This window comes from Mesorhizobium sp. M3A.F.Ca.ET.175.01.1.1, assembly GCF_004791945.1.
Lineage (GTDB): Bacteria > Pseudomonadota > Alphaproteobacteria > Rhizobiales > Rhizobiaceae > Mesorhizobium.
The window spans coordinates 1-24617 of sequence record NZ_SRTP01000009.1; the positions used below are offsets into that span (position 1 = coordinate 1).

At 63.1% G+C, this 24617-nt stretch carries 25 protein-coding genes and 1 tRNA gene; 14 read left to right on the forward strand and 12 right to left on the reverse strand.

Annotated features, from left to right (window positions below; all coding sequences use genetic code 11):
• The 4 genes from EN818_RS19980 to EN818_RS19995 form a co-directional block, all read right to left on the reverse strand.
• Positions 1–244: formate--tetrahydrofolate ligase (locus EN818_RS19980; protein ID WP_135906542.1), on the reverse strand; the 244-nt coding region annotated here is incomplete at its 3' end.
• A 47-nt stretch (positions 245–291) separates the two neighbouring features.
• Positions 292–1191 (reverse strand): bifunctional methylenetetrahydrofolate dehydrogenase/methenyltetrahydrofolate cyclohydrolase, encoded by a 900-nt coding sequence (locus tag EN818_RS19985; protein ID WP_095809537.1) that lies wholly within the window; start codon positions 1189–1191, stop codon positions 292–294.
• 187 nt (positions 1192–1378) lie between these two features.
• The gene (locus EN818_RS19990; protein ID WP_129553807.1) at positions 1379–1720 is read right to left on the reverse strand and encodes a hypothetical protein; all 342 of its coding nucleotides are present in this window, start codon (positions 1718–1720) and stop codon (positions 1379–1381) included.
• A gap of 316 nt (positions 1721–2036) precedes the next feature.
• The gene (locus EN818_RS19995; protein ID WP_135904644.1) at positions 2037–3746 is read right to left on the reverse strand and encodes an APC family permease; all 1710 of its coding nucleotides are present in this window, start codon (positions 3744–3746) and stop codon (positions 2037–2039) included.
• A gap of 343 nt (positions 3747–4089) precedes the next feature.
• On the opposite strand from EN818_RS19995, the gene EN818_RS20000 reads away from it, so the two are divergent.
• The 3 genes from EN818_RS20000 to EN818_RS20010 all read left to right on the forward strand — a co-directional run bounded on the left by EN818_RS20000 (position 4090) and on the right by EN818_RS20010 (position 8912).
• Positions 4090–6849: a phosphoenolpyruvate carboxylase gene (locus EN818_RS20000; RefSeq protein ID WP_245518824.1), complete on the forward strand. Its 2760-nt coding sequence runs from the start codon at positions 4090–4092 to the stop codon at positions 6847–6849.
• Positions 6850–6878: 29 nt separating this feature from the next.
• Positions 6879–8183 carry a serine hydroxymethyltransferase gene (glyA, locus tag EN818_RS20005; protein WP_095809534.1) on the forward strand — a complete coding sequence of 435 codons (1305 nt, stop codon included), beginning with the start codon at positions 6879–6881 and terminating at the stop codon, positions 8181–8183.
• Positions 8184–8252: 69 nt separating this feature from the next.
• Entirely contained in the window at positions 8253–8912 is a 660-nt protein-coding gene (locus EN818_RS20010; RefSeq protein ID WP_095809533.1) for a response regulator transcription factor, read from the forward strand.
• Between the two features lie 125 nt (positions 8913–9037).
• Here EN818_RS20010 and EN818_RS20015 read toward each other — a convergent pair whose 3' ends face one another.
• Complete coding sequence (locus EN818_RS20015) at positions 9038–9958, reverse strand: bifunctional 5,10-methylenetetrahydrofolate dehydrogenase/5,10-methenyltetrahydrofolate cyclohydrolase (RefSeq protein ID WP_095809532.1); 921 nt, start codon at positions 9956–9958, stop codon at positions 9038–9040.
• A 246-nt stretch (positions 9959–10204) separates the two neighbouring features.
• On the opposite strand from EN818_RS20015, the gene EN818_RS20020 reads away from it, so the two are divergent.
• A complete protein-coding gene (locus tag EN818_RS20020) occupies positions 10205–10627 on the forward strand; it encodes a group II truncated hemoglobin (RefSeq protein ID WP_095809531.1) in 423 nt (140 codons plus the stop codon).
• Positions 10628–10678: 51 nt separating this feature from the next.
• On the opposite strand, the gene EN818_RS20025 is transcribed toward EN818_RS20020, so the two are convergent.
• A tRNA-Ser gene (locus EN818_RS20025) sits at positions 10679–10768 on the reverse strand.
• A gap of 499 nt (positions 10769–11267) precedes the next feature.
• Here EN818_RS20025 and EN818_RS20030 point away from each other — a divergent pair.
• From EN818_RS20030 to EN818_RS20040, 3 genes are all read left to right on the forward strand, one after another.
• Positions 11268–11969, forward strand: a complete 702-nt coding sequence (locus EN818_RS20030; RefSeq protein ID WP_095806358.1) for a hypothetical protein — start codon at positions 11268–11270, stop codon at positions 11967–11969.
• Between the two features lie 140 nt (positions 11970–12109).
• Positions 12110–12430, forward strand: a complete 321-nt coding sequence (locus tag EN818_RS20035) for a hypothetical protein (protein WP_095806357.1) — start codon at positions 12110–12112, stop codon at positions 12428–12430.
• Between the two features lie 202 nt (positions 12431–12632).
• Entirely contained in the window at positions 12633–13622 is a 990-nt protein-coding gene (locus EN818_RS20040) for a BMP family ABC transporter substrate-binding protein (RefSeq protein ID WP_095806356.1), read from the forward strand.
• Between the two features lie 109 nt (positions 13623–13731).
• On the opposite strand, the gene EN818_RS20045 is transcribed toward EN818_RS20040, so the two are convergent.
• From EN818_RS20045 to EN818_RS20055, 3 genes are read right to left on the reverse strand one after another with little or no spacing between them, the layout of a single operon-like run.
• Positions 13732–14085: a hypothetical protein gene (locus tag EN818_RS20045; RefSeq protein WP_095806489.1), complete on the reverse strand. Its 354-nt coding sequence runs from the start codon at positions 14083–14085 to the stop codon at positions 13732–13734.
• A 20-nt stretch (positions 14086–14105) separates the two neighbouring features.
• On the reverse strand, positions 14106–14513 hold the full coding sequence (locus tag EN818_RS20050; RefSeq protein ID WP_135904642.1) for a hypothetical protein: 408 nt from the start codon (positions 14511–14513) through the stop codon (positions 14106–14108).
• A 33-nt stretch (positions 14514–14546) separates the two neighbouring features.
• The gene (locus EN818_RS20055) at positions 14547–14756 is read right to left on the reverse strand and encodes a SlyX family protein (protein WP_095806354.1); all 210 of its coding nucleotides are present in this window, start codon (positions 14754–14756) and stop codon (positions 14547–14549) included.
• Positions 14757–14921: 165 nt separating this feature from the next.
• Here EN818_RS20055 and EN818_RS20060 point away from each other — a divergent pair, with 165 nt between their 5' ends.
• The 6 genes from EN818_RS20060 to deoA all read left to right on the forward strand — a co-directional run bounded on the left by EN818_RS20060 (position 14922) and on the right by deoA (position 21194).
• Entirely contained in the window at positions 14922–16454 is a 1533-nt protein-coding gene (locus tag EN818_RS20060; RefSeq protein WP_095806353.1) for an ABC transporter ATP-binding protein, read from the forward strand.
• Entirely contained in the window at positions 16451–17590 is a 1140-nt protein-coding gene (locus EN818_RS20065) for an ABC transporter permease (RefSeq protein ID WP_095806352.1), read from the forward strand. The genes EN818_RS20060 and EN818_RS20065 overlap by 4 nt, the downstream gene beginning before the upstream one ends.
• Before the next feature lies 1 nt (position 17591).
• Complete coding sequence (locus tag EN818_RS20070) at positions 17592–18563, forward strand: ABC transporter permease (RefSeq protein WP_095806351.1); 972 nt, start codon at positions 17592–17594, stop codon at positions 18561–18563.
• A 119-nt stretch (positions 18564–18682) separates the two neighbouring features.
• Positions 18683–19075: a cytidine deaminase gene (cdd, locus tag EN818_RS20075; RefSeq protein WP_095806350.1), complete on the forward strand. Its 393-nt coding sequence runs from the start codon at positions 18683–18685 to the stop codon at positions 19073–19075.
• Complete coding sequence (locus tag EN818_RS20080) at positions 19072–19878, forward strand: purine-nucleoside phosphorylase (protein WP_095806349.1); 807 nt, start codon at positions 19072–19074, stop codon at positions 19876–19878. The genes cdd and EN818_RS20080 overlap by 4 nt, the downstream gene beginning before the upstream one ends.
• Positions 19878–21194 (forward strand): thymidine phosphorylase, encoded by a 1317-nt coding sequence (gene deoA, locus EN818_RS20085; protein WP_095806348.1) that lies wholly within the window; start codon positions 19878–19880, stop codon positions 21192–21194. Before EN818_RS20080 ends, deoA begins: the two co-directional genes overlap by 1 nt.
• A 5-nt stretch (positions 21195–21199) precedes the next feature.
• Here the strand turns inward: deoA and EN818_RS20090 are convergent, their stop codons facing one another.
• The 3 genes from EN818_RS20090 to EN818_RS20100 form a co-directional block, all read right to left on the reverse strand.
• Positions 21200–21766 (reverse strand): TIGR02281 family clan AA aspartic protease, encoded by a 567-nt coding sequence (locus tag EN818_RS20090; protein WP_095806347.1) that lies wholly within the window; start codon positions 21764–21766, stop codon positions 21200–21202.
• Positions 21767–21871: 105 nt separating this feature from the next.
• Entirely contained in the window at positions 21872–22501 is a 630-nt protein-coding gene (upp, locus tag EN818_RS20095; RefSeq protein ID WP_095806346.1) for a uracil phosphoribosyltransferase, read from the reverse strand.
• A gap of 178 nt (positions 22502–22679) precedes the next feature.
• Positions 22680–23654 (reverse strand): adenosine deaminase, encoded by a 975-nt coding sequence (locus EN818_RS20100; protein ID WP_095806345.1) that lies wholly within the window; start codon positions 23652–23654, stop codon positions 22680–22682.
• 168 nt (positions 23655–23822) lie between these two features.
• Between EN818_RS20100 and ubiE the strand changes: the two genes are divergently transcribed.
• Positions 23823–24599: a bifunctional demethylmenaquinone methyltransferase/2-methoxy-6-polyprenyl-1,4-benzoquinol methylase UbiE gene (ubiE, locus tag EN818_RS20105; protein WP_135904640.1), complete on the forward strand. Its 777-nt coding sequence runs from the start codon at positions 23823–23825 to the stop codon at positions 24597–24599.
• The last annotated feature ends 18 nt before the right edge of the window (positions 24600–24617 follow it).

Here is a 24617-nt window from a genome sequence, read left to right on the forward strand (position 1 = left end):
CGAGGCCGACCGTGGTCGTGGTCTTGCCCTCGCCGGCCGGCGTCGGGTTGATCGCGGTGACCAGGATCAGCTTGCCGTCCCGGTTGCCCTTCACCGACTTGATGAACTCGGCCGAGACCTTCGCCTTATCATGGCCATAGGGCAAAAGATGCTCGTGCGGAATGCCGATCTTGGCGCCGATCTCCTGGATCTGCTTCTTCTTGGCGGCGCGCGCGATTTCGATGTCGGACTTGAATTCAGCCATGGGAATTGCCTCGAAGATCGGGTTGTCGGGAATGTATGCTGCCGGACCTAGAACTGTGGCCTCGGCAGGTTGCTGGCGAGATAGGCCGAGGTCAGCGTGTTGGCCATCAACAATGCGATGGTCATTGGGCCCACGCCGCCGGGTACGGGTGTTATTGCGCCGGCGTGGTCCGCCGCCTCGGCATAGGCGACGTCGCCGACCAGGCGGTTCTTGCCGTTGCCCTTCTCCGGCGCGGCGATGCGGTTGATGCCGACATCAATAACCGTGGTTCCGGGCTTCACCCATTCACCCCTGATCATTTCCGGCCGGCCGACAGCCGCGACGAGGATGTCGGCACCACGGCAGAGCTCGGGCAAATTTTTGGTCCGGCTGTGAGCGACGGTGACCGTGGCGTTCGCGGCAAGCAAGAGGTTCGCCATCGGCTTGCCAACAATGTTGGAGCGGCCCACGACGACAGCGTTTAGACCCGAAAGATCCTTGCCGTGCACGCGCTCGATCAACAGCATCGAACCGGCAGGTGTGCAGGGAACGAAAGCCGTATCGAGCTCACCAGTGCCGAGCTTGCCGACATTGACGAAGTGGAAGCCGTCGACGTCCTTCTCCGGCGCAATCGTCTGGATCACCTTGCCTGCATCGATGTGGCCTGGGAGCGGCAGCTGCACCAGAATGCCATGGATCGTCCGGTCACGGTTCAAGACCTCGATCAGGTCGATCAGGTAGGCTTCGCTGGTATCGGCGGGCAGCGTATGCTGCAGGGAATTGAAGCCGCATTCCTTCGCCGTACGCGACTTCGCTGCTACATAGACCTGGCTTGCCGGATCCTCCCCGACGATGATCACCGCAAGGCCCGGCGTTACATTCCTGGAGGCAGCCAGGTCGCTGCTCGCGCTTGTCACCTTTGCAATCACGCTGGCGGCAGCCGCCTTGCCGTCGATCACCTCAGCCATTGCCTCTCTCCGCTCCTGGGAATGAATGCCAACGGCACATCATGCGATGCCCTCAGCCGGCCGAACTCGCAATATGGTTGGCAAAAAGCTTGCAACCATTTGCGCGGCAAGTCAACTGTAAGGAAAGAATATTTCATATGAAGAAAATGAAATTTCGCCTCTGTCCATTTCGAATGTGCGGGGCGGCCTAGGCCAGACCTTCCTGCCACTCGACCGGCGCTACCATGTTCTGGCAATAGCGCTGAACCAGCCCGGCCCAGTCACCATAGGTATGGGTTCTGCCCGTAGGCGCCGGGGCATCCAGCCTGCGCGCCAGGACGGCAAGAACGTCGGATGTGCGCATCGGCACGAGGTCGGTGCAATCGCGCATCGCCGAGACAACCTCGGTGACGGGAAAGCACCGGCCTTCCACCGAGACGCGGTGCCTGTGGATGGCGTCAGGGCTGGTTTCGATCGCCTCAAGGGCCTCATGAAAGGCCTGCTGGAGTGTTATGGGCGAGTGTCCATCGTGGAGGGCAGGCAGTTTCATCGGCATCATCTCCAATCCTTGGCAGAAACGATCCTGAAGATGCGCATTCGCAGGCTCCCGGGAGGACCGCCATCAGACATCTCTGTTGCGCCCTGGTTTTACCATAAGGAAATAAAGTTGCACAGAGGGCAAGTTCGACCGCGCACCGATATTCGGCATACGGCGTTGCGGTCGTTCGATGGAAACGCCGGTCGCCGGTGCAAAAAAGAAGCCACCGCCTGCGCGGGCAGGGCGGTGGCTGAACAACCGCGGTTCAGGGTAAACGCGGTCCGGGAGGCGATTTTGTCCGTTCAGCCGGTGGCTGAATCCGTGCTGCTCAGAGAACAAAGAACCAGTTGGCGATGAGCACCACGACCACACCCGCCACCAGCGTCAGGTAGGGCAGGATGCCAGCTTTCCTGGTCGCGAGATCGGCGGAATTCATGCCGAGATCGTCCAGCATGTGGTCCGGGAACTTGCCACCGTCCTGGATGTAGTGTCGGAAGCAGAACACCGGGATGATCAGCGCTGCGGTAATCAGGCCAGCCCACAATGCCTTCGGGTTCCACACCTTGGCCCCGGCACCCATGAACATGGCGTTGACGAAGGCGAAGACCGCCCCGGTCGCCAGCAGCCAGGTCGGCGCCTTCCAGGGCCGATCGATATGGCCGTTGTCGATGCGGTGGATCCAGCCGGAGTTGAGGTTGAGGAAGTTGAAGATGATGTAGCCGCAGTTCGACACGGCCAGGATGAAGAAGAAGCTCGTCGCGTCGGCCGAAGCGATTGCCAGCACGATCAGGTTGAAGCAGAGGTCGGTCCACATTGCACGCGTCGGCGCGCCGTGTTCGTTGACGTGGCTGAGATAGCGCGGCAGCCAGCCATCGACCGAACCCTGGTAGAGGGTGCGCGAAGACCCGGCCATCGCCGTCATGATGCAGAGCACCAGTGCCAGGATCATCAGCATCACCAGCAAGGCGTGAACCAACTGGCCGCCGCCAACCATGCCAGCCAGCGCGTCTGCGACGCCCGAGCCATCGACGATCGGCGTCGCCAGCATGCCGTTCAGGCCCAGCACGCCCTGGAAGGTGAAGGGCACCAGGATGAACAGCAGCATGCACAGCAGGCCGGAATAGAAGATGGCCTTGAAGGTGTCGGTGCCAGGGTTCTTGAATTCGGACGTGTAGCAGACCGCGGTCTCGAAGCCGTAGGTCGACCAGGCCGCGATAAACATGCCGCCGAGCGCCAGCGTCCATCCCGCGATGTTCCAGGTGCCGGGTTCGGGCGCGTAGGCGGCCGCGAGCGGCACCAGCGGCGAGAAGTTGTCATAGTTGATCTGTCCGGTGAAGAACGGGACGACACCGACGATCAGCATCGGGACGATCACCAACAGACCAATGTATTTCTGCACGCTGGCGGTCCCCAGAATGCCGCGATGCTGGATCGCGAAGATCATCAGCATCAGGACCGCGCCGATGAAGAAGGTAGCGTTGAGCGAAAAGCTGACAGGCCCGAGCACGTGACTGTAGAGCGTCCAGTTGCGGACGGCAGGCGTTGCGGCGGCCGTCACTGCCGTAATGGCGTCGGCGGCACTCGTGCCGGCGTGGGCGCCGATGTAGGCCAGGACCTCCGGAGAGTTCTCGGTGAAGATCGGCACCGGCGCCAGCGAGTTGAGGATATACGCTGCAGCGATGGAGCAGCCGAGCGACAGCACCGGCGACCACGCGAACCAGTTGCACCAGACCGACAACGGCGCGATCAACTTCGAATAACGCAGCCACGCCGTCGCGCCATAGACCGACGCGCCGCCGGATTTGTTCGGAAACAGACCGGCGATTTCAGCATAGGTGAACGACTGGATGAAACCCATGATCATGGACACGGTCCAGATCAGGAAGGCAAGCTTGCCGGTCGTCCCGGCAATGCCGCCAATCGAGAACAGGACGAGGGCGGGGACGCCGCTTGCCACCCAGAAGGCGCCTCGCCAGTCAATGGTTCTATGCAGTTGCCCCGCGGCTCCTTCAGTGTAGGTGTCCGTTAAAGCGCTCATGGCTTTGAATCCCCATTGTTCGAGTTTTGAGTGTCCCAGCGGGCCGGCTTCTCCTTGCCGGGGGTCCTGTTTCCTGTCAGGCTTGTTTTTTTCCTAATAATAAAGTCTGGCTGCAATCGGCACTTCCGTCAAGCTGTTTTGTGCGCTTACCCCCAGACGGCGCGAGGGCCGGATAGCTGCGCTGCTCCCGGCACCCATAAGGCCAATCATTCCACCACCCGAACGAATGGGGATTCTACCCATCCGGGCGTTTCCAAACTTGAGTGAAACGGTGTCTGCTGGTATATCCGCGTATCCACTAGTATGAAAAAAAAATTCATGGTAGGAATTTTGGAGTTCAGTCATGCTCGTTGAGGACATCGGACGGATGTTAAGCAGTGACAGCCTGGCCCAAGCACGCGCCGCCGCGCCGGAGGAGGGGCGTCCCGTCAGTTTCCGCGAGGACGTGCGCAGCCTGCTGCTGCGGCTGCTTGTGTCGGTGGTGAAAGAACGGGAGCCCGAGGTTGCGGCGCTTCTGACCGGACAAGTCAGCATCGGTGAGCTGGAGGAACGGTACCGCATTCCTGCCCTGCAGGCGACCGGCATCTGGTTTCAACTGCTGACGATTTCAAACGAGCTGCTGGCGATCCGCTCGCGTCGCGAGCTGGAGCAGGCCGGAGGTGCCGACGACGTCGTTGGTTCGTTTGCCAACGTGGCCGCCGAGGCCGCCGCCGGTGGCTATTCGGCCGAAATGGTGCAGGAGGTGATGGACGGACTCTGGGTCGGCCCGACCATGACCGCGCATCCGACCGAAGCCAAGCGCGTCACCGTGCTGCAAATCCATCGCCGAATCTATCGCAAGTTGACCGAAATCGAGCAACAGCGTTGGGCGCCGCGTGAGCGCGACCTGCTCGTCGATGACCTGCGTGGCGAGATCGAGTTGTTATGGGCGACCGGCGAGCTCAGGATCGAGCGCCCATCGGTCGAGCGCGAGATCGCCTGGGGCCTGCATTTCTTCCGCGAGGTTATCTTCGAGGCCACTCCGATACTCTACGAAACCGTCGAGCTGGCTCTACGACGCCATTTTCCGAACTACGAGCTGAAGGTTCCGTCGTTCATGCGTTACGCCTCCTGGATCGGCGGCGATCGCGACGGCAATCCCAACGTTACGGCACGCACGACAGCCTTTGCGCTATCGGAAAACCGCAAGGCCGCTGTCGAGTGGCACATCCGTCAACTTCGCCGAATGGTGACGGTGCTCAGTGTCAGCGCCAACGTCGTAGACATTCCGGATTCCTTCCAACAGGCTCTCGAGCGCGCGCTGGCGGCCAGCGGTGCCGCAGCGGAGATACCGGCGCGGAACCCCAACGAGCCGTTCCGCCAGTTCGCAGCCGCTCTGCTTGCCCGCCTGGAGATGAATGTCGGCAAGGGGCAGGGTACAGCCTACCCGAACGTGGAGGCCTTCATCGCCGATCTTCGCTGTCTGGAGAAGGCGCTCGATCAGGTCGGCGCCCGCACCGCTGCTCGTCGCCTGGTTCGGCCTGTCGTGCGACAAGCCGAAAGCTTCGGTTTCAGCACGGTAGCGCTCGACATCCGCCAGAACTCGACCGTGGTGAATCGTGTGCTGGCCGAACTCCTTGCCGCCGGCAAGCCCGGCGAGCAAGCACCGCAGCCTGACACGGCCAAATGGTCGCAACGTATCCGCGAGATTCTGCGTAACGGCGAAAGACCGAAAATCGACCTCGAACGGGTGTCCGATGAAGCTCGCGAATTGGTCGATCTGATGACCGTGGTGCGGGATGCGGCGGCCGAGCGAAGTGGCGCCATTGGGGCATTCATTCTGAGCATGACCCGCTCGGCGGATGATATTCTTTCCGTCTACGCGCTCGCACAATTTTGCGGATTGGCGACGGCTGCCGACGGCAGCGGCACCATCAATCTTCAGGTGGTTCCGCTGTTCGAAACGATCGCCGATCTGCGCGCGGCGCCGGCAATTCTCGAGCAACTTATCGATGTGTCGATCGTTCGCCGCTCTGTCCGCGAATTCGGCAACCGACAGGAAATCATGCTGGGCTATTCCGATTCCAACAAGGATGGCGGCTTCCTGGCGGCCAACTGGGAACTGAACAAGGCGCAAAAGCGTCTCGCTGCCCTCGGCGCCAAACGAGGCATCGGCATCCGTTTCTTCCATGGACGTGGCGGTTCCGTCAGCCGCGGCGGAGCGCCGACGGGCCGGGCCATTGCCGCGCAACCCGCCGGCACGGTGGCCGGGGCGATGCGGGTGACCGAACAGGGCGAGGTAGTCTCTTCGAAATTCGCAAATCGCGGCACGGGGCTGCATCAGCTGGAGATCCTCGCCGCCAGTGTGTTCGCGCACAGCCTGAAGTCTGCGAACGAAGCGGAGCTGCGCGACAACCCGGAATTCAATGAAGCGCTCGAGGCGCTTACCGGCATGTCGCAGGCGGCCTATGCCGGCCTTATCGGCGAGCCCGGTTTCATCGGCTATTTCAACCAGGCAAGCCCGGTCGAAGAGTTGGCGCTTCTGAAGATCGGCTCCCGTCCGGCCCGGCGTTTCGGCGCGCGCGACATTGCTCATCTGCGGGCGATTCCCTGGGTTTTCGCCTGGAGCCAAAATCGCCATCTGCTGACCGGCTGGTACGGTATCGGGAGCGCCATCAACGCGTTCGTGACGGTTCGCGGAGAGTCCGGTCGCGAACTGCTGCGCCAGCTGTTTGAGCGCTCACGCTTCTTTCGTCTTGTCATCGATGAGGTCGACAAGACGCTTTACCAGGCGGATATGGATATCGGTCGCCAATATGCCGAACTCGTCAGCGACCGCGAGATCGGCGAGCGCATCTACCGCAAGATTGCCGCCGAATACGCCCTGACCAGCCGAATGATCGTCGATATCGCCGGTGGCACCGATTTTTCGCTGCGCTTTCCGGCGTTCAAGCGCAGTTTCGACCGCATCAGGCCGGAGATGGACAGCATCCACGCCTTGCAGGTCACACTTCTGCAGGAGGTGCGCGAGCGCGCCAAGGCCTCTTCCGGCTCGCAGCGGGCCGTCAACGCGCTCCTTCTTTCGATCAATTGCATCTCAGCCGGACTCGGCTGGACCGGATAGCGCCGGGCGACGCGCAGAGGGAGGAACACATGAACATACCCACAAGGCCAGGCGTCGGCAGCCTGGTTCAATTCTTTCGCGCAGGCGTGGCTCAAAGCGATGCGGCCGTCAGTGACGCAATGCAGCGCGAACTGCACCGGCAGCGCGACGAGATCGAATTGATCGCATCGGAAAACATCGTCTCCAAGGCGGTGCTCGAGGCGCAAGGGTCCGTGCTCACCAACAAATATGCCGAAGGCTATCCGGGCCGCCGCTATTATGGCGGATGCCAGTATGTCGACGAAGTCGAGGATCTGGCGCGGGAGCGGGCGAAGAGCCTGTTCGACTGCCGCTATGTCAATGTCCAGCCGCATTCGGGCAGCCAGGCAAACCAGTCCGTGTTCATGGCGCTGATGCAGCCCGGCGACACGTTCATGGGATTGAACTTGGCAGCCGGCGGACATCTTACCCACGGCTCGCCAGTGAACCAGTCGGGCAAGTGGTTCAACGTGGTCTCGTACGGGGTGCGGCAGCAGGACCAGCGCATCGATCTGGACGAAGTCCGGGATCTGGCGCGCAAGCACAGGCCGAAAGTAATCCTTGCGGGCGGTTCGGCCTATCCGCGCGTCATCGATTTTGCGGCGTTTCGCGAAATATGCGACGAGGTCAACGCAAAATTGTTCGTCGATATGGCGCATTTTGCCGGCCTCGTCGCCGGCGGCGTGCATCCTAGTCCGTTGCCGCATGCGCATGTGGTTACGACCACGACGCACAAGACGCTGCGCGGTCCGCGCGGGGGCATGGTGCTGTCCAATGACGAGGACATCGGCAAGAAGATCAGTTCCTCGGTGTTTCCGGGCCTGCAGGGCGGCCCGCTGATGCATGTCATTGCCGCCAAGGCAGTCGCCTTCGGCGAGGCGCTGACGCCGCAGTTCCGGAGCTACGCGACCAATGTGGTGGCCAACGCAAAGGAACTCGCAGATATATTGGTATCGGGTGGTGTCGACATCGTGTCGGGAGGTACCGACACACATCTCATGCTTGTCGACCTCAGGCGCAAGAATTTGACCGGCAAGGCCGTCGAAGCCGCGCTTGGGCGCGCCCACATCACCTGCAACAAGAATGGCATCCCGTTCGATCCGCAGGGACCGGCAGTCACTTCTGGCGTTCGCCTGGGCACGCCAGCCTGCACCACGCGCGGCTTCCTCGCCGATGAGTTTCGCCTGGTCGGGCAACTGACGATGAAGGTGATCGACGGCCTGTCGGCCAACGGTGAGCAAGGCAACGGTGAAGTTGAGGCGAATGTGCGCGAAGAGGTCGCTGCGCTGCTTCGCCGGTTCCCGATCTACAATTGAAGAACCGTGTCAGGACAATTGGCAAACGAGGTTGATGAGCTGCGGCACGGGGAGCTTTCGGGTTCAGAAATGAACGCCGCGCCGGTGTCCGCCAATGGCACGTTCAAGGTGCTTGTTGGCGAGCGCAACCCGCTGGTGGTGACCGCACTCGGCGGCATGATCGATCGCGACAGCCGGTTCGAGATGGTCGGCAGCGTCCAGACCGGTGAAGCGTTCCTGGATTCAGTCGCCCAAGGCCAACCGGCGTTCGACATCGCGGTGCTGGGCTGGAAGCTCTCCGACATGGACGGCGGCATGGTGCTGTCGGAGTTGCAGCGACGAAAGCTTTCCGCGCGCGTCATCATTTTCTCCAACGACCACGACGTGGCGATCCTGAAGCAATGCGTGCACCTTGGCGTACAGGGGTTTTGCTACCAGTTCGAGGATCCCTGCATACTTTTCGACACGCTGCTGGCGGTCGCGCACGGCCGTATCTGCATCCCCTATGTCGATGTTTCAAGAATCAACGAGTCGCCGCTTTCGAAGCTCACGCCGCGCGAGCGGGAGCTTCTCAGCGTTCTTGCCGATGGCTGGACGAACCTGCAGATCGCCACACGTACCGGGATCTCGGAAAATACGGTGAAATACCATCTGAAGAACCTGTATGACAAACTCGATGTCCGTAACCGCGCGATGGCGGTCGGTCTGTTTGCGAGCGAGAGAAACCGTGGCTCCCAACGAAACTCTTAAAGCGGGTCGCGCTGAAGGGGATCCAGGCTGCACACTTTTGCGCGACGCGCAGTAAAGCGCGTCGCGCTGAAAGCATTCTGCCGACGCTCCCGCAATCAATATGGATCGTGCGCTCGCTCGCGCCTTCACTCCGCCGCGAGCTTGTCCGCCACGCCATAGGTCGCCTGGTAGAGCGCGCGCTGGCGGCTGAGCGCGACCATGGTGTTGCGCAGCAGGATCGCCACCGTGATCGGGCCGACGCCGCCCGGCACCGGCGTGATCCATGAGGCGACGTGCCTGACGCTGTCGGTGTCGACGTCGCCGACGATGCGGCTTTCGCCGTCCGGTCCGGTCTCCGCATTGATGCCGATGTCGATCACGGCAGCACCCGGCTTGACCATGTCGGCCTTGATCAGCCGCGGCTTCCCGACGGCGACGAACAGCGCATCGGCGCGCCGCGCATGCGCCGCCACCGAGCGCGTCATGTGATGGCACACCGTCACGGTGGCGCCCTCGCTCATCAGCAGGAAGGCGATCGGCTTGCCGACGATCTCGGAATGGCCGACGACCACTACCTCGAGCCCCTTGAGGTCGAGACCCGTCTCTTTCAGCAGTTGGACGGAAGCAGCTGCCGTGCACGGGGCGAGATCGAGTTGGTTGTAGACGATGTTGCCGATCGAAGCCGGATGCATGCCCTCGACGTCCTTGAGCGGATGCACCGCCGCCTGCAGCGTCTTGATCGGGATATGCGCCGGGACCGGCCGCTGGATGATGATGCCGGTGACGCGCGGATCGGCGTTGAGCCCGTGGATCGCCGCTTCCAGCTCGCCTGCTGTGATATCGGCGGCGAAGCGCCGCTCCTCGAAGCCGATGCCGGCAAGCTCGGCCTTGGCGCGCTGGTTGCGGACATAGACCTCGACCGCGGCGGTGTCGCCGACGGTGATCGACACCAGCTTCGGCGCAAAGCCTTCGGCGGTGGCGATCGCCGCTTCGTCGCGCACGGAAGCGATGATGCGATTTGCGACCGGGCCACCCTTGAGATAGCGGCTGTCGTCAGACCGGGACATGGCTAAGACCTCCTGTCTTGGATTCAGATCGATACAGCTTGCGTCGATCATGCCTGTACATTATTCTTCTCATTAAAGATATTTTCCATATGTGCAACTCGTCGATGGAGGAGTGCCCGATGCCGAACACGCTCTATCCTTCGAAACGTTGTGGCCCGCCGCAGCTTCGTCAGGCGCGACTTATGGCGACGCACTTGTCGCTGCCGCACCACCGCTCCAAGAAACCTCGTCCACAGCCCTGACGATATGGAACCACTCGCAAGAGACAGCCTTCTCTCGCAGATCGGCGGCGAAACGGTGCTGCGCGGCTTGGTCAACGCCTTCTACGATCTGATCGAGACGGATCCACGCGGAAAGTCGTTGTTGCGATTGCTTTTTCGCGGACATGGTGTCGACCACGCGCGCGAAGAACAATTCAACTTCCTGTGCGGCTTCCTCGGCGGTCCCCGCCATTATCTGGAAAAGCACGGTCACATGGACGTGCGCCTCATGCATGCGCATGTGCCGATCTCGGCAGCCGACGCCGAGGACTGGCTGGCGCTTATGGATCAGGCGATCGCCAGCATGCAGCTCTCAGGTCCTCCTGTCGACAAGATGCGCGTCGCATTCCGCCGTGTCGCCTTGATGCTGGTCAACGATCTTGGGGAATGGGGAGTGCGAAAAGCGTAGCGCAGCGGCTCTGTTGGACTAGGCGGAGCGATGCGAACCTCAACGGTTTGCTGGCGGAGAGAGCGGGATTCGAACCCGCGTTACGGTTTCCCGTAAACACACTTTCCAGGCGTGCGCCTTCAACCACTCGGCCACCTCTCCGTCCTTGCATTCGCGCCGGCCGGTTTCGCCGCGCGGGTTGGGAGATGCATCTCCTTCGGGAAGTCCCAGTCGGGACCAGATGGGGGTGCCTTCAACCGGCGGGCAGCCCTTTCCCAGCGCCTGCAGCCGTTCAGGCAAACAAGGCGCGGGGCTCATCTAGTCGATCCTAAAGCGAATGCCAAGCCATAATGGCATCGCAAAGGCTTTTGCCGTGGATGGCCTTAAAGCGCGTCGCTCTGAAACGGAATGAGGCGGCGCGCTTTGATTGTCCCGGAACCGCTGCACACTTTCGGGCGACATGCATCAAGCCGGGCTTTCACAAAGGGGCCGGCGTTGGAATGATGTGCACAGGCCGTTTCGGCCGGGTTGCCGCGCTTGACTTCGGCCCCGGCGGCCTGTCGAGTGCCTGAATTCACTGTTTTCTGCGCAATTCCGGACGCGACAACCGCTGTGCTTTTCCTGGAACTGCCTGGGCTTTGCGAGGGGGCATCGTCCTGACATGGCGTCGATCGACCAGCAACCGAGGGGCAGGCCGGACAGCGGGCTCTCCTACGTCCCGGTAGCCTGGCTGATCATCGTCATGGGCCTATCCGCCTACGGCCTGATCTCGAACTGGCGGCTGATCGGTGACTTCAACCTGCCGGAAAGCGTCTCCTTCCTGATCTACAGCGGGCTGGCCGGCGGCGTCGTCACCATTCTGTGGGGCCTTTACCTGCTTGGCCTTGCCTTCAACCGGTCGGCGCGTTTCCCACGCCACTACACCATCTGGCAGGGGGCCATCATTCTGTGGCTCGTCCTGCGGCAGGCCTACACGCTCATGGTGCCCGACTTCGTCTTCTCGGCCGAAGCGCTGGGCTTCACGATCGCCGAAATCGCCATCGGCCTGCTCTGCATCTATTTGCTGCGGCGCGGTGCCGGAGCCGAAGCGGTCTATGCCAATCCTGAGACCGAGCGCCCGTCGCTGCTGGTCTCGCTGCTTGCGGCCTTGCTCGGAATCATCGTCGGCGGCGCCATCGGCGCCTGCGCCGGATTTTTCGCAGGGTCGCTGATCGCGGACGCAACCCATATGAGCTGCTTCGAGGGCGCCTGCGGGTTTTTCGCCGTCTTCGTCGGCCTTGCAGGGCTGGTGGTCGGGGCGATCGCGGGCGCAATCTTCGCCGTCTGGCGCGTCAACCGGCGAAAGACAGCGCCGGCGGCCTAAAGATCCCTTCCAAAAAAGGGTGGGGCCGGATTTTTCAGCGGGGAATGCGCGGTTCAAAATCGCGTGTCGCGATTGCGCGCCGGCAGCGCAGGCCCTATGTCGGTTGCGGGGCAGATGGGAGCTTTCCCGGGGAGCGTTGGATGCTGCGTTTCATCTTCCGGCTGGCGGCAATGGTTGCGCTGTCGATTTCCGTGATCATGGCGGTGATCGACGCTACACGCTCGGTCGCGGCATCGGCCCTCGTCATGACGCCGCTCAACACCAGTTGGCTCGCGGTGTCGCCCGATACCCGCGCGGCCTTCGAGACCTATGTGCGCGCCAAGGCCAATCCGCTGGTCTGGGACGCCGCCATCGCCTGGGTGCTCGGCCAGCCGGGCTTCGCGGTGTTCGCGCTGCTGGCGTTCCTGCTCTACGCCGTCGGCTACCGGCGGCGGCGCCATGAATTCGCTCCCAGCAACTGACACGAACCGCGGTCGCATGGGCTGAACTGGCCCGTCCGTCCGGTTTTCCAAAAGGTCAAAATTCCGCGTGAATTTTGTTTCGGGCCGTGCCAGATTGGCCGCGAGCGGGAGGGGCACGCACTTCCTGCCGGTGCCGCATGCCCGCCGGAGAACCGGGCAGGTCAGCGGTGCAACGGAAAATAACCGACAGGGTGTGGATCACATGAAACGTATCGTTCTCGGCCTCCTGGCCGCAACCGCAATGGTTCTTCCGGCCTTCGCCGCGGATGTGCAGCCGGCCATCCTCTACGATCTGGGCGGCAAGTTCGACAAATCCTTCAACGAGGCCGCCTTTCATGGCGCCGAGAAGTTCAAGGCCGAAACCGGGGTCGCTTACGTCGAATTCGAAGTGTCCAACGCCTCGCAGCGCGAGCAGGCGCTGCGCCGCTTCGCCGAGGACGGCCGCAACCCGATCGTGATGGCCGGCTTTGCCTGGGAAGATGCGCTGAAGAAGGTCGCGGCAGAATATACCGACCTCAACTTCGCCATCATCGACGATGCCGTCGACCTGCCCAATGTCCGCTCGCTGGTCTTCAAGGAGAACGAGGGCTCCTACCTCGTCGGCATCATGGCGGCGATGGCCTCGAAGTCGAAGAAGGTCAGCTTCGTCGGCGGCATGGACATTCCGCTGATCCGCAAGTTCGAATGCGGCTATGTCGGGGGTGCCAAATCCGCGGGCGCAACCGAGGTCATCCAGAACATGACCGGTGACACGCCGGCGGCATGGAATGACCCGGCCAAGGGTGGCGAGATCGCCAAGACGCAAATCGACCAGGGCTCCGACGTCGTCTACGCGGCCGCCGGCGGCACCGGAGTCGGCGTGCTGCAGGCGGCGGCAGATGCCGGCAAGCTCGGCATCGGCGTCGATTCCAACCAGAACGGGCTGCAGCCCGGCAAGGTGCTGACCTCGATGCTGAAGCGCGTCGACGTTGCCGTGTACAACGCCTTCATGGACGGCAAGAACGGCACCTTCAAGGGCGGCGTCGAAAACCTCGGCCTCAAGGAAGGCGGAGTCGACTACGCCATGGATGACAACAACAAGGCGCTGGTGACCGACGAGATGAAGGCCGCTGTCGAAAAGGCCAAGGCCGACATCATCGCCGGCAAGATCGAGGTGCATGACTACACCTCGGACAACAACTGCCCATATTGATCAGCGACGGAGCTGGATTTTTGGACCGCCGGGCGAAAGCCCGGCGGTTTCGCTTTTCCGGCAGCCCCCAAAGTGGAGCGAGGCAGCGTTCTGTGGAAAGCTGAATCGCTCAACGTTTGGACATCATCGCCTGGATCCGCTCTTTCAAGATACGATACTGCTCAAGCGAGGTATCAGAAAAGGCTTCGCTGCGATCCGATCGAAGATCGAGGTAGGTTGGGGGCACAGGGAATTGACTTTGAGAGAAATCCAGACGCCTGCCATCTACGAGATTGTAAAAATGCCAGGCGCCGTCGACATCGGTTTTTGCGATATCGCCTCCGAGGAGATCCTGAACGACGAGCGCTGAAACACTGCACTGGCCCTTTGCCGGATTTTCCGGCAACCACTTCGAGGAAGTCTCGACAGACCAGGCGTTTTGCAAGGCAGATCGCAGAGCCTCGATTGGTTCTGGCTGGCTCATCGTGCTTCCCGGACTGCTGTTCATAGCGAGCCGGCGAGATAGCCTAGCGCGAAAACTGCCAGCAGGGCGAGCGCGATCACAAATCCAAGCCTGCGACCGAGGGAATGCAGACCGACTCCGTAAGGCTTGCGCTCGAGCCTGTGGATCACAATGGGCGGCGGCCTCGCTTCGGCGTCGGCGAGGCCGGCAAGCCGCAGCTGCGGCAGGTCGGCGAGCCCGCGCTGGACAAGGCGCCAGCGCTCGTCGGAAACCGCGTTTGCCGGCTCTGCCGGACCCAAGCCACGCATGCGCTCGGCAAGCCTCAGCACAGCATTGCGAAAGGCGGGGTCGACCTTAAGGTCGCGCTCGGCGCACGCCCGCTCCCGTTCATCCATCAGACCGAAAACATAGTCGCCGGCCCTTGCGATGCGGTCTCCTTCACCTGGCATGACCGTCCTTCTTAAAGCTCGTTTTCTTACGGCTCACCAGTGCGGCGGCTTGGTCACCGGCACGTCGGGAGACGCCTGCTCCTCCAGGGCGAGGAACCGGTCGGCAAGGGCGGCAAGCTTGCGTTCCATGCGCTCGATCACCTTCCATTGCTCGGCGAGCTGGCCGGACAGTTCCTCGATCGTCTTTTCCTGCTCGGCGGCGCGGATTTCCAGCGTCGTCAGCCGATCCTCAGGCATGGTCATTCAAAACCCGGTCTCCGTGAATGTGAAGCTCTCGGCCACCTTCGAAATTGACAAGCGCGGGGGGATTTGTCGAGAGTGAATGGCGTTCCGGCCAATTGGCACGGGCGGGGCATCATGCTAGGCGTTTTGACCAAGCGATAAAAAAATAAGAGTGGGACAGGCTGCATGGCGCAGGCCGCAATCGAGCTCATAGGCATCAACAAGAGTTTCGGCGCCGTGCGCGCCAATCGCGACATCAATTTGGAAGTTGCGCGCGGCACGATCCACGGGATTGTCGGCGAGAACGGCGCCGGCAAGTCGACGCTGATGTCGATTCTTTATGGCTTCTACCAGGCCGACAGCGGCGAAATCCGCGTCGGCGGCAAACCGGTGTCGATCACCACCTCCAACGACGCGATCGCGCTTGGCATCGGCATGGTGCACCAGCATTTCATGCTGGTCGACAATTTCACCGTGCTGGAAAATGTCATCCTCGGGGCTGAAAACGATGCGCTCTTGAAGAGCAGCATCGCCAAGGCGCGTTCGGAGCTCGAGCGTCTCGAGCGCGAATACGGCCTGGAGGTCGATCCGGACGCCATCATCGAGGAATTGCCGGTCGGCCTGCAGCAGCGGGTCGAAATCCTGAAGGCGCTCTATCGCGGCGCCGAGATCCTGATCCTCGACGAGCCGACAGGGGTGCTGACGCCGGCCGAGGCCGACCACCTCTTCCGCATCCTCAAGCAATTGAAGGAGCAGGGAAAGACGGTGGTGCTGATCACCCACAAGCTGCGCGAGATCATGGCCATCACCGACACCGTCTCGGTCATGCGGCAGGGCACGATGGTGGCGACAAGGGTCACCAAGGAGACCACGGTCGGCGAACTGGCCGAACTGATGGTCGGGCGGCGCGTGCTGCTCCGGGTCGAGAAGGGTGAGTCGGAAGCCGGCGCGATAAAACTCTCGGTCAAGAACCTGACGGTGAAGGACCAGCGCGGGGTCACCATGGTCGACGACGTCTCCTTCGACGTGCGCGGCGGCGAGATCGTCGGCATCGCCGGCGTCGCCGGCAACGGCCAGTCCGAGCTGCTCGAAGCGATCTCCGGCATCCGCCACGCCGTCTCCGGCGAGGTCATGCTGGGCGGCAAGCCGGTCGACCTCACCGGCAAGGCCGATCCGGGCGAATTGCGCGACCGCGGCCTCGCCCATGTGCCGGAGGACCGCCATCATGTCGGGCTGGTGCTGGCCTTCGAGGAGAACGAGAATTCGATCCTCGGCTATCACGACGACGAGCGCTATCTGAAGGGGCCGTTCCTCAACGTCGACGCCATCCTGGCCGACGCGAAGGACAAGATCGAGAAATACGACATCCGCCCCGGCAATCCGCGGCTGAAGACCGCCAATTTCTCCGGCGGCAACCAGCAGAAGATCGTGCTGGCGCGTGAGATGGAGCAGGACCCCGGCGTGCTGATCGTCGGCCAGCCGACCCGCGGCGTCGATGTCGGCGCCATCGAGTTCATCCACAAGCGGCTGATCGCCATGCGCGACCAGGGCAAGGCGGTGCTGGTGGTATCGGTCGAGCTCGACGAGATACGCTCGCTCTCCGATCGCATCCTGGTGATGTTTGCCGGCCGCATCGTCGGCGAGCGCGGCCCGGAGGCGACAGAAGGCGAGCTTGGCCTGCTGATGGCCGGTGTCGAGCACCAGGAGGCCGCCGAATGAGCACGCCTTACGCCAAGCTGCCGGCCTGGGCCGATTACGGGCTGATCCCGCTGATCAACCTGTCGGTCGCCTTCGTCGTCGCCGGCTTCGTCGTCATGCTGGTCGGCGAGAACCCGTTCCGCGCCGCCGTCATCCTGGTCGAAGGCGCCTTCGGCAGGGGATCCGGCATCGCCTTCACGCTGTTCTACGCCACCACCTTCATCTTCAGCGGGCTGTCGGTGGCGGTCGCCGTCCATTGCGGGCTGTTCAACATCGGCGGCGAGGGGCAGGGCTACATAGCCGGCCTCGGCATCGGCATCGTCTGCCTCGCCTTCGACAGCATCCTGCCGTGGTGGCTGACCTTCCCGCTGGCGATCATCGCCTCGGCCGGCATGGGTGCGCTATGGGCGCTGATCCCGGCCTATCTGCAGGCCAAGCGCGGCTCGCATATCGTCATCACCACCATCATGTTCAACTTCATCGCCGCCAGCGTCATGGTCTATGCGCTGGTCGACGTCCTGAAGCCGGCCGGCTCGATGGCGCCGCAGACGCGCAACTTCCTGCCCGGCGCGGAGCTGCCGAAGCTCAACTGGATCCTCGAGCTGTTTGGCGCCAAGATCCGCTCGGCGCCGCTCAACGTCTGCTTCCTGCTGGCGCTGGCGATGGCCTTCCTGGTCTGGCTGCTGATCTGGCGCACCCGGCTCGGCTACGAGATGCGCACCTATGGCCACAGCCCGAAGGCGGCGCGCTATGCCGGCATTTCGGAAACCCGCATCATCCTCATCGCCATGGTGCTCTCCGGCGCGCTGGCCGGCATGATGGCGCTCAACCCGGTGATGGGCGACCAGCACAATGTCGCGCTCGACTTCGTCTCCGGCGCCGGCTTCGTCGGCATCGCGGTGGCGCTGATGGGGCGCTCGCATCCGGTCGGCATCGTGCTGGCGGCGATCCTGTTCGGCATGCTCTACCAGGGCGGCGCCGAGCTCGCCTTCGAGATGCCGGCGATCAGCCGCGACATGATCGTCATCATCCAAGGCTTGGTGATCCTGTTCGCCGGCGCGCTGGAGCACATGTTCAGGCCATACATCCAGGCGCTGTTCGCCTCCTTCAGCCCGAAATCGGTCGGCATGCAGGCGGTCAAGGGCAAGGGGGCCTGAGATGGACACTTTCAACGCCATCATCCAGGTGCTGGACTCGACCATCCGCCTCTCGGTGCCGCTGCTGCTCGCCTGCCTCGCCGGCCTCTATTCGGAGCGGGCCGGCATCTTCGACATCGGCCTCGAAGGCAAGATGCTGGTCGGCGCCTTTGCCGGCGCGGCCGCGGCGTCGGTCTTCCATTCCGCCTGGATCGGCCTTGCCATGGCCATCCTGATCGCAATCGCCTTCGCGCTGGTGCACGGCTTTGCCTCGATCACCCATCGCGGCAACCAGATCGTGTCCGGCGTGGCGATCAACTTCGTCGCCGCCGGCTCGACCATCATCCTCGGCCAGGCCTGGTTCGAGCAGGGCGGACGCACACCGGCGCTGCAGCCCGGCGAGCGGTTCGAGGCGATCATCTGGCCGGGCGCCGACGCGGTCAGGGGGGTGCCGATCCTCGGGCCGATCTATTCCGAGCTGATCTCCGGCCATTCGATCCTGGTCTACTTCGCCTTCGCCATGGTGCCGTTCACCTGGTGGGTGCTGTTCCGCACCCGCTTCGGGCTGCGCATGCGCGCGGTCGGCGAGAACCCGGCCGCCGTCGACACCGCCGGCATCTCGGTCGCCTGGCTGCGCTACCGCGCGCTGATCTGCACCGGCGTGCTTACCGGCGTTGCCGGCGCCTATCTCTCCATGGTGCAGAACGGCGGCTTCGTGAAGGACATGACCGCAGGCAAGGGCTACATCGCGCTGGCGGCGCTGATCTTCGCCAAGTGGAAGCCGGTCAACGCCATGTTCGCCTGCCTGCTGTTCGGCTTCCTCGACGCGCTGTCGATCCGCCTGCAGGGCACGCCGCTGCCGATCATCGGCAAGGTGCCGGTGCAGTTCATGCAGGCGCTGCCCTATGTGCTCACCGTCATCCTGCTCGCCGGGTTCATCGGCAAGGCGATCCCGCCGCGCGCCGGCGGTGTGCCTTACGTCAAGGAACGTTGAGATCGAGAGCGCTGAGCATCTGGAAATACTGGGTCTGGGAAGGTTGGGACACATGCGCAGAATTGGCGCGGCCCCGACGCGACCGGCTTTTGAACAAGATCGTCGGAGAGAAGTACTGAATGTCGCATGATCTGTTCAAGGCGGCGAAGGCGGCGATGACGAAGGCCTATGCGCCCTATTCGAAATTTCCGGTCGGAGCGGCGCTGCGCACCGAGGACGGGCGCGTCTTCACCGGCGCCAATGTGGAGGTGGCGTCCTATCCCGAAGGCTGGTGCGCCGAGACCACGGCGCTTGCCCATTATGTGATGGGCGGCGGCGGCAAGATCACCGAGATCGCCGTCATCGCGAAACGCATGGCCAAATGCTCGCCCTGCGGCGGCTGTCGGCAAAGGCTGGCGGAGTTCTGCCGGCCGGACACGAAACTCTATCTCTGCGACAATGGCGGCGTCGTCGAGACAGTGACCATGGGCGACATGCTGCCTTTCGGCTTCAAGGGCGACACATTGATATGAAGGAAGCGCTGGATCATCTGGTCGAGAAACTGGACGGGCTGGCGCCGGCCACGGCCCTTGTGCTGGGCTCCGGCCTTGGCGGCCTGGTCGACCAGGTCGAGGACGCCCGCCGCATTTCCTATGCCGATCTGCCGGGCTTCCCGCGCAGCGGGGTCTCAGGCCACGCCGGCGAGGTGGTGGCAGGGCATTTCGCCGGGACCCCGGTGCTGATGCTGTCCGGCCGCGCGCATTATTACGAGCACGGCAATGCCGCGGCGATGCGCCCGGCGCTGGAGGTGCTTGCCGGTCTCGGCATCTCGCATCTCATCCTCACCAACGCCGCCGGCTCGCTTGATCCGGGGATGGGTCCGGGATCGGTGATGCTGATCACCGATCACATCAATTTCTCCGGCTCCAACCCCTTGATCGGGGAGCCGAGCGACCGCCGTTTCGTCGGCCTCACCGGGGCTTACGATGCCGGGCTGCGCAAGGCGGTCGAGACGGCGGCCGAAGCGACCGGCACGGCGCTGCATCAAGGCGTCTACATGTGGTTCTCGGGACCCTGCTTCGAGACGCCGGCCGAGATCCGCATGGCGCGCATCATGGGCGCCAACGCCGTCGGCATGTCGACCGTGCCGGAAGTGATCCTCGCGCGCTTTCTCGGCCTCAAGGTCGCCGCCTGTTCGGTCATCACCAACCTGGCGGCAGGCATGACCGGGGCGGAACTCTCGCATCAGGAAACCAAGGACATGGCGCCGGTCGGCGGCGCGCGGCTGGCGACGATCCTGCGGCGCGTCTTCGAAAACGGCCTGGCCGAAAGCTGATGCTCCCGCAGGAAATCATCCGCCGCAAGCGCGACGGCCACAAACTCTCGGCGACGGAGATCGCGACCTTCATCGAGGGAGTTGCGGCGGGCACGCTCTCGGAGGGCCAGATCGGCGCCTTTGCGATGGCCGTGTTCCTGCAAGGCATGAGCCGTGAGGAAGCGATAGCGCTGACGATCGCCATGCGCGATTCCGGCGACGTGCTCGACTGGTCGGATTTGCCGGGGCCGGTCACCGACAAGCATTCGACCGGCGGGGTCGGAGACAATGTCTCGCTGATGCTGGCGCCGATCGTCGCTGCCTGCGGCGCCTATGTGCCGATGATCTCGGGCCGCGGGCTCGGCCACACCGGCGGCACGCTCGACAAGATGGATGCCATTCCCGGTTACATCACTCAGCCGGATTTGGCGCGCTTGCACAAAACCGTGCTGGAGGCCGGCTGCGCCATCATCGGCCAGACCGCCGATCTGGCGCCGGCCGACCGCCGGCTCTATGCGATCCGCGATGTGACGGGCACGGTGGAGTCGGTGCCGCTGATCACGGCTTCGATCCTGTCGAAGAAACTCGCCGCGGGGCTCGGTTCGCTGGTGCTCGACGTCAAGGTCGGCAACGGCGCCTTCATGGAGAAGTCGCGTGATGCGGCGGCATTGGCAAACAGCCTGGTCGAGGTCGCCAATGGCGCCGGGTTGAAAGCCTCGGCATTGGTCACCGGCATGAACGAGCCGCTGGCCTCGGCTGCCGGTAATGCGGTCGAAGTCCGGAACGCGGTCGACTTTCTCACCGGGCGGTTCCGCGACCGGCGGCTGGAGGACGTCACGCTGGCCCTGGCCGCCGAGATGCTGCAGTCGGCGGGTATCGTTTCGTCCAACCAGGACGGGCTCAGGCGGGCCGCCGAGACGCTTGCGGGCGGCCGCGCGGCGGCCGTGTTCTCGCGCATGGTTGCGGCGCTGGGCGGACCGGCCGATTTCGTCGAGCGTTCGGAGAAATACCTGCCCAAAGCGCCGATCGAACGGGCGGCAAAGGCGGGCGAGAACGGCTTCGTCACCGGCATCGCGACGCGCGACATTGGGCTTGTTGTCGTGGCGCTGGGCGGCGGACGCACGCGTCCGGACGACAAGATCGATCACGCCGTCGGCCTGACCAGGCTCTTGCCGGTCGGCGCGGAGGTGCGGGCGGGCGAGGCGCTGGCGCTGATCCATGCGCGAACCGAGGCGGAAGCGGAGAATGCGGCGATCGCGGTGCGTTCAGCCTACACGGTCGGAACGTCGAAGCCGTCGGCTGAAAAGACCGTGCTCAGGCGAATCCTGCTGCGCTGAGCGCCCTACTGCACGAGCAGCAGTTCGCCGTTTTCGACCTGATATTTCTGCAGCCTCTGCAGGAAGCTCATGCCGATCAGATTGGTTTGCAGCGCGCGGTCGTCGAGCACCACAGCCTGGACGTTGTCGACGGATATCTTGCCGATCTGCAGGCGTTCGAGGGTGACCACCGCGGCCTTGATGGGGCCGTTCGCCGTATTCACCTGCTGGGTAAAATCCGACTGGTTGAGCGAGATGCCGATCCGGCGCGCGGTCGAGGTGTTGATGGCGACCAGTGTGGCGCCGGTGTCGATCATGCCGTCGATCTGACGGCCGTTGAACCTGAACTGCGAGGTGAAATGGCCGCGCGCGTCGGCGCTGACCACGACCTTGCGGCCAAGCGGCAACAGCGTTGCCGGCTTGTCGGGGGCCGAGGCGAGACTGAGGTCCGGCTGGGCGTCCGGCGCCGCCGGCCTGGAAGCGACCGCCGACTTGAGCAGGCTGTCGACCAGTTGCGGATTCGATTGATAGATGATCGGGATCGATGCCGAAGTCCCGGTAAACACGCCAAGGATGAGAAGCTTGCGTAGCATGACTGGGCCTCGTGAAGGTCCATTCGTAGCGCCGGCATGGTGATTGCCGCTTTAACGCGCGGCGGAACCGCGCCCTTGCGTAAACGGCTGGTTAACGCCTTGCGCTCACTTGGTCCCGTACATGCGGTCGCCAGCGTCGCCGAGGCCGGGCATGATGTAGCCCTTTTCGTTCAATTGGCGGTCGATCGAAGCCGTGAAGATCGGGACATCCGGATGCGCCTTGGTGAAGCGCTCGATTCCTTCAGGTGCTGCAAGCAGGCAGAGGAAACGGATATTGGTCGCGCCGCGGCCCTTCAGCTTGTCGATCGCCGCGATCGCAGAATTGGCGGTGGCCAGCATCGGGTCGACGACGATCACGAGCCGGTCGGCCAGGTCGCTCGGCGCCTTGAAGAAGTATTCGACCGCTTCGAGCGTCTCGTGGTCGCGGTAGAGGCCGATATGGGCGACGCGCGCCGCGGGAACCAGGTCGAGCAGGCCTTCGAGCAGGCCATTGCCGGCGCGAAGCACGGAGGCGAAGACCAGCTTCTTGCCCTCCAGCACCGGCGCTTCCATCTCCTCGATCGGCGTCTCGATCGTGGTGGTGGTCAGCTCGAGTTTGCGGGTCACCTCATAACCCAGGAGCAACGAGATCTCGCGCAACAGCCGCCGGAAGCCGGCCGTCGACGTCTCCTTCTTGCGCATGATGCTGAGCTTGTGCTGGACAAGGGGATGGTCGACGACGGTGACGCCCTGCATGGTCTGCTCCAGAATGGTGAATGGTGAATGGTGAATAGTGAATAGTGAATAGTGAATAGTGAGGGGGTTTGCGAGTCCTGAGGGATCGACGATCGTGGTTGACAGGCGAAAAGCCGGCGAACCATCCATTCACCATTCACCATTCACCATTCACCATTCACCATTCACCATTCACCATTCACCGGCCCTTCGCGTCGAGCCGGCTCAGCAGCGCCGCCTTGGTCTTGCGGTCGACGAAGGCCGCCTCGATCGCCGTTCTGGTTACAGCGGCAAGCGCCTTGTCATCCATCGCGAAATGCTCGGCGGCGAGATCGTATTCGCGTTTCAGCGAGGTCCAGAAATAGGGCGGGTCGTCGGAATTGAGGGTCACCTTGCAGCCGGCCGCGCGCAATGCCGGGAAGGGGTGCTCGGCGAAGCTTCCGAACACCTTGAGCGCGATGTTGGAGCCGGGGCAGCATTCCAGCACCACGCCCTGATCGGCGATGCGGCGGACGAGGTCGGGGTTTTCGATGGCGCGCACGCCATGGCCGATACGGGAGGGGCGGATATGGTCGAGCGCGGCGGCCACACTTTCCCAGCCCATCAGCTCGCCGGCATGGATGGTAATGCCCAGCCCTGCCTCGCGCGCAATCTCGAAGGCGCGGACATAGTCCTCGAAATCGCCGATCCGCTCGTCGCCGGCAACGCCGAAGCCTGTGACCAGCGGATGGCCGCAGCGCGCCGCGAAGCGCGCCGCCTGCTCGATTGCCTCGACGCCGACATGGCGCACGCCGGTGACGATCATGCGGCCTTCTATACCGGTCCTGGCCTTGGCCCGGACCATGCCTTCGCCAAGCGCGTCGGTATAGGCCTTGGGCGACAGGCCGGCCTTGACGGCATGATCCGGCGAGGTGAAGACCTCGGAATAAATGGCGCCGTCGCGGGCGAGGCTGGTCAGATAGTGGTCGGTCAGACGGGCGTAGTCCTCCTCGCTGCGGAACAGGTCTGAGGCAAAGTCGTAGGCCTCGAGAAAAGAGGTGAAATCGTGCCAGACGAAGGAGCCGTTCTGGATGTAGGCTGAAGGATCCTTGCCGTATTTGCGGGCTTGGGCGACGACGAGCTCGGGCGCCGCCGCCCCTTCGATGTGGCAGTGCAATTCCGCTTTCAAGACCATGCGACCGTTCCGTCCGGTATGCCGTTCCCGCTCGGATTCTGGTTGGAAAATCATGCGAGACTCTTCCCGAAACTGTCTGGAAGGCGCGGCCGAAAACCGCGCTTCCGACAATAGCGTTGCAACCATCGATCGGCTATGGTCCCGCCGGTTTTATGACGGATCACAACAATGTCAGTTGAGAGAACCACGGCCGCGGGCGGCATGGAAACCTCCTATGGTTTCAGAAAGGTGGGCGCGGGCGACAAGCAGTCGCTCGTCAACGACGTGTTCCACAAGGTGGCCAATCGATATGACCTGATGAACGATCTGATGTCCGGCGGGTTGCATCGGCTTTGGAAGGACGCGATGGTCGCGTGGCTCCATCCGCCGAAACGGTCGGGCTGGAAAGTGCTCGATGTCGCAGGCGGCACGGGCGACATCGCCTTCCGCATCGTCGAGGCGAGCGACGGCCTGGCGCATGCGACCGTGCTCGACATCAACGGCTCGATGCTCGAAGTCGGCCGCGATCGGGCGGCAAAGAAGGGTCTGTCCGACAACACCGATTTTGTCGAGGCCAATGCCGAGGCGCTGCCCTTCGGGGACAACACGTTCGACGCCTACACCATCGCGTTCGGCATCCGCAACGTGCCGCGCATCGATGTGGCGCTCGGCGAGGCGTTTCGCGTGCTGAAGCGCGGCGGGCGACTGCTGTGCCTCGAATTCTCAGAGGTCGAGATGCCGCTGCTCGACAAGGTCTACGAAGCCTGGTCGTTCAATGCGATCCCCGTGATCGGCAAGGCGGTGACCGGCGACGGCGAACCTTATTCCTACCTGGTCGAATCGATCCGCAAATTCCCCAACCAGGTGAATTTTGCTTCCATGATCACCCGCGCTGGCTTCGACCGCGTGACTTTCCGCAACTATTCGGGCGGCATCGCAGCACTTCATTCGGGCTGGAAGCTTTGAGGCGGGCAGCTTTGGCCA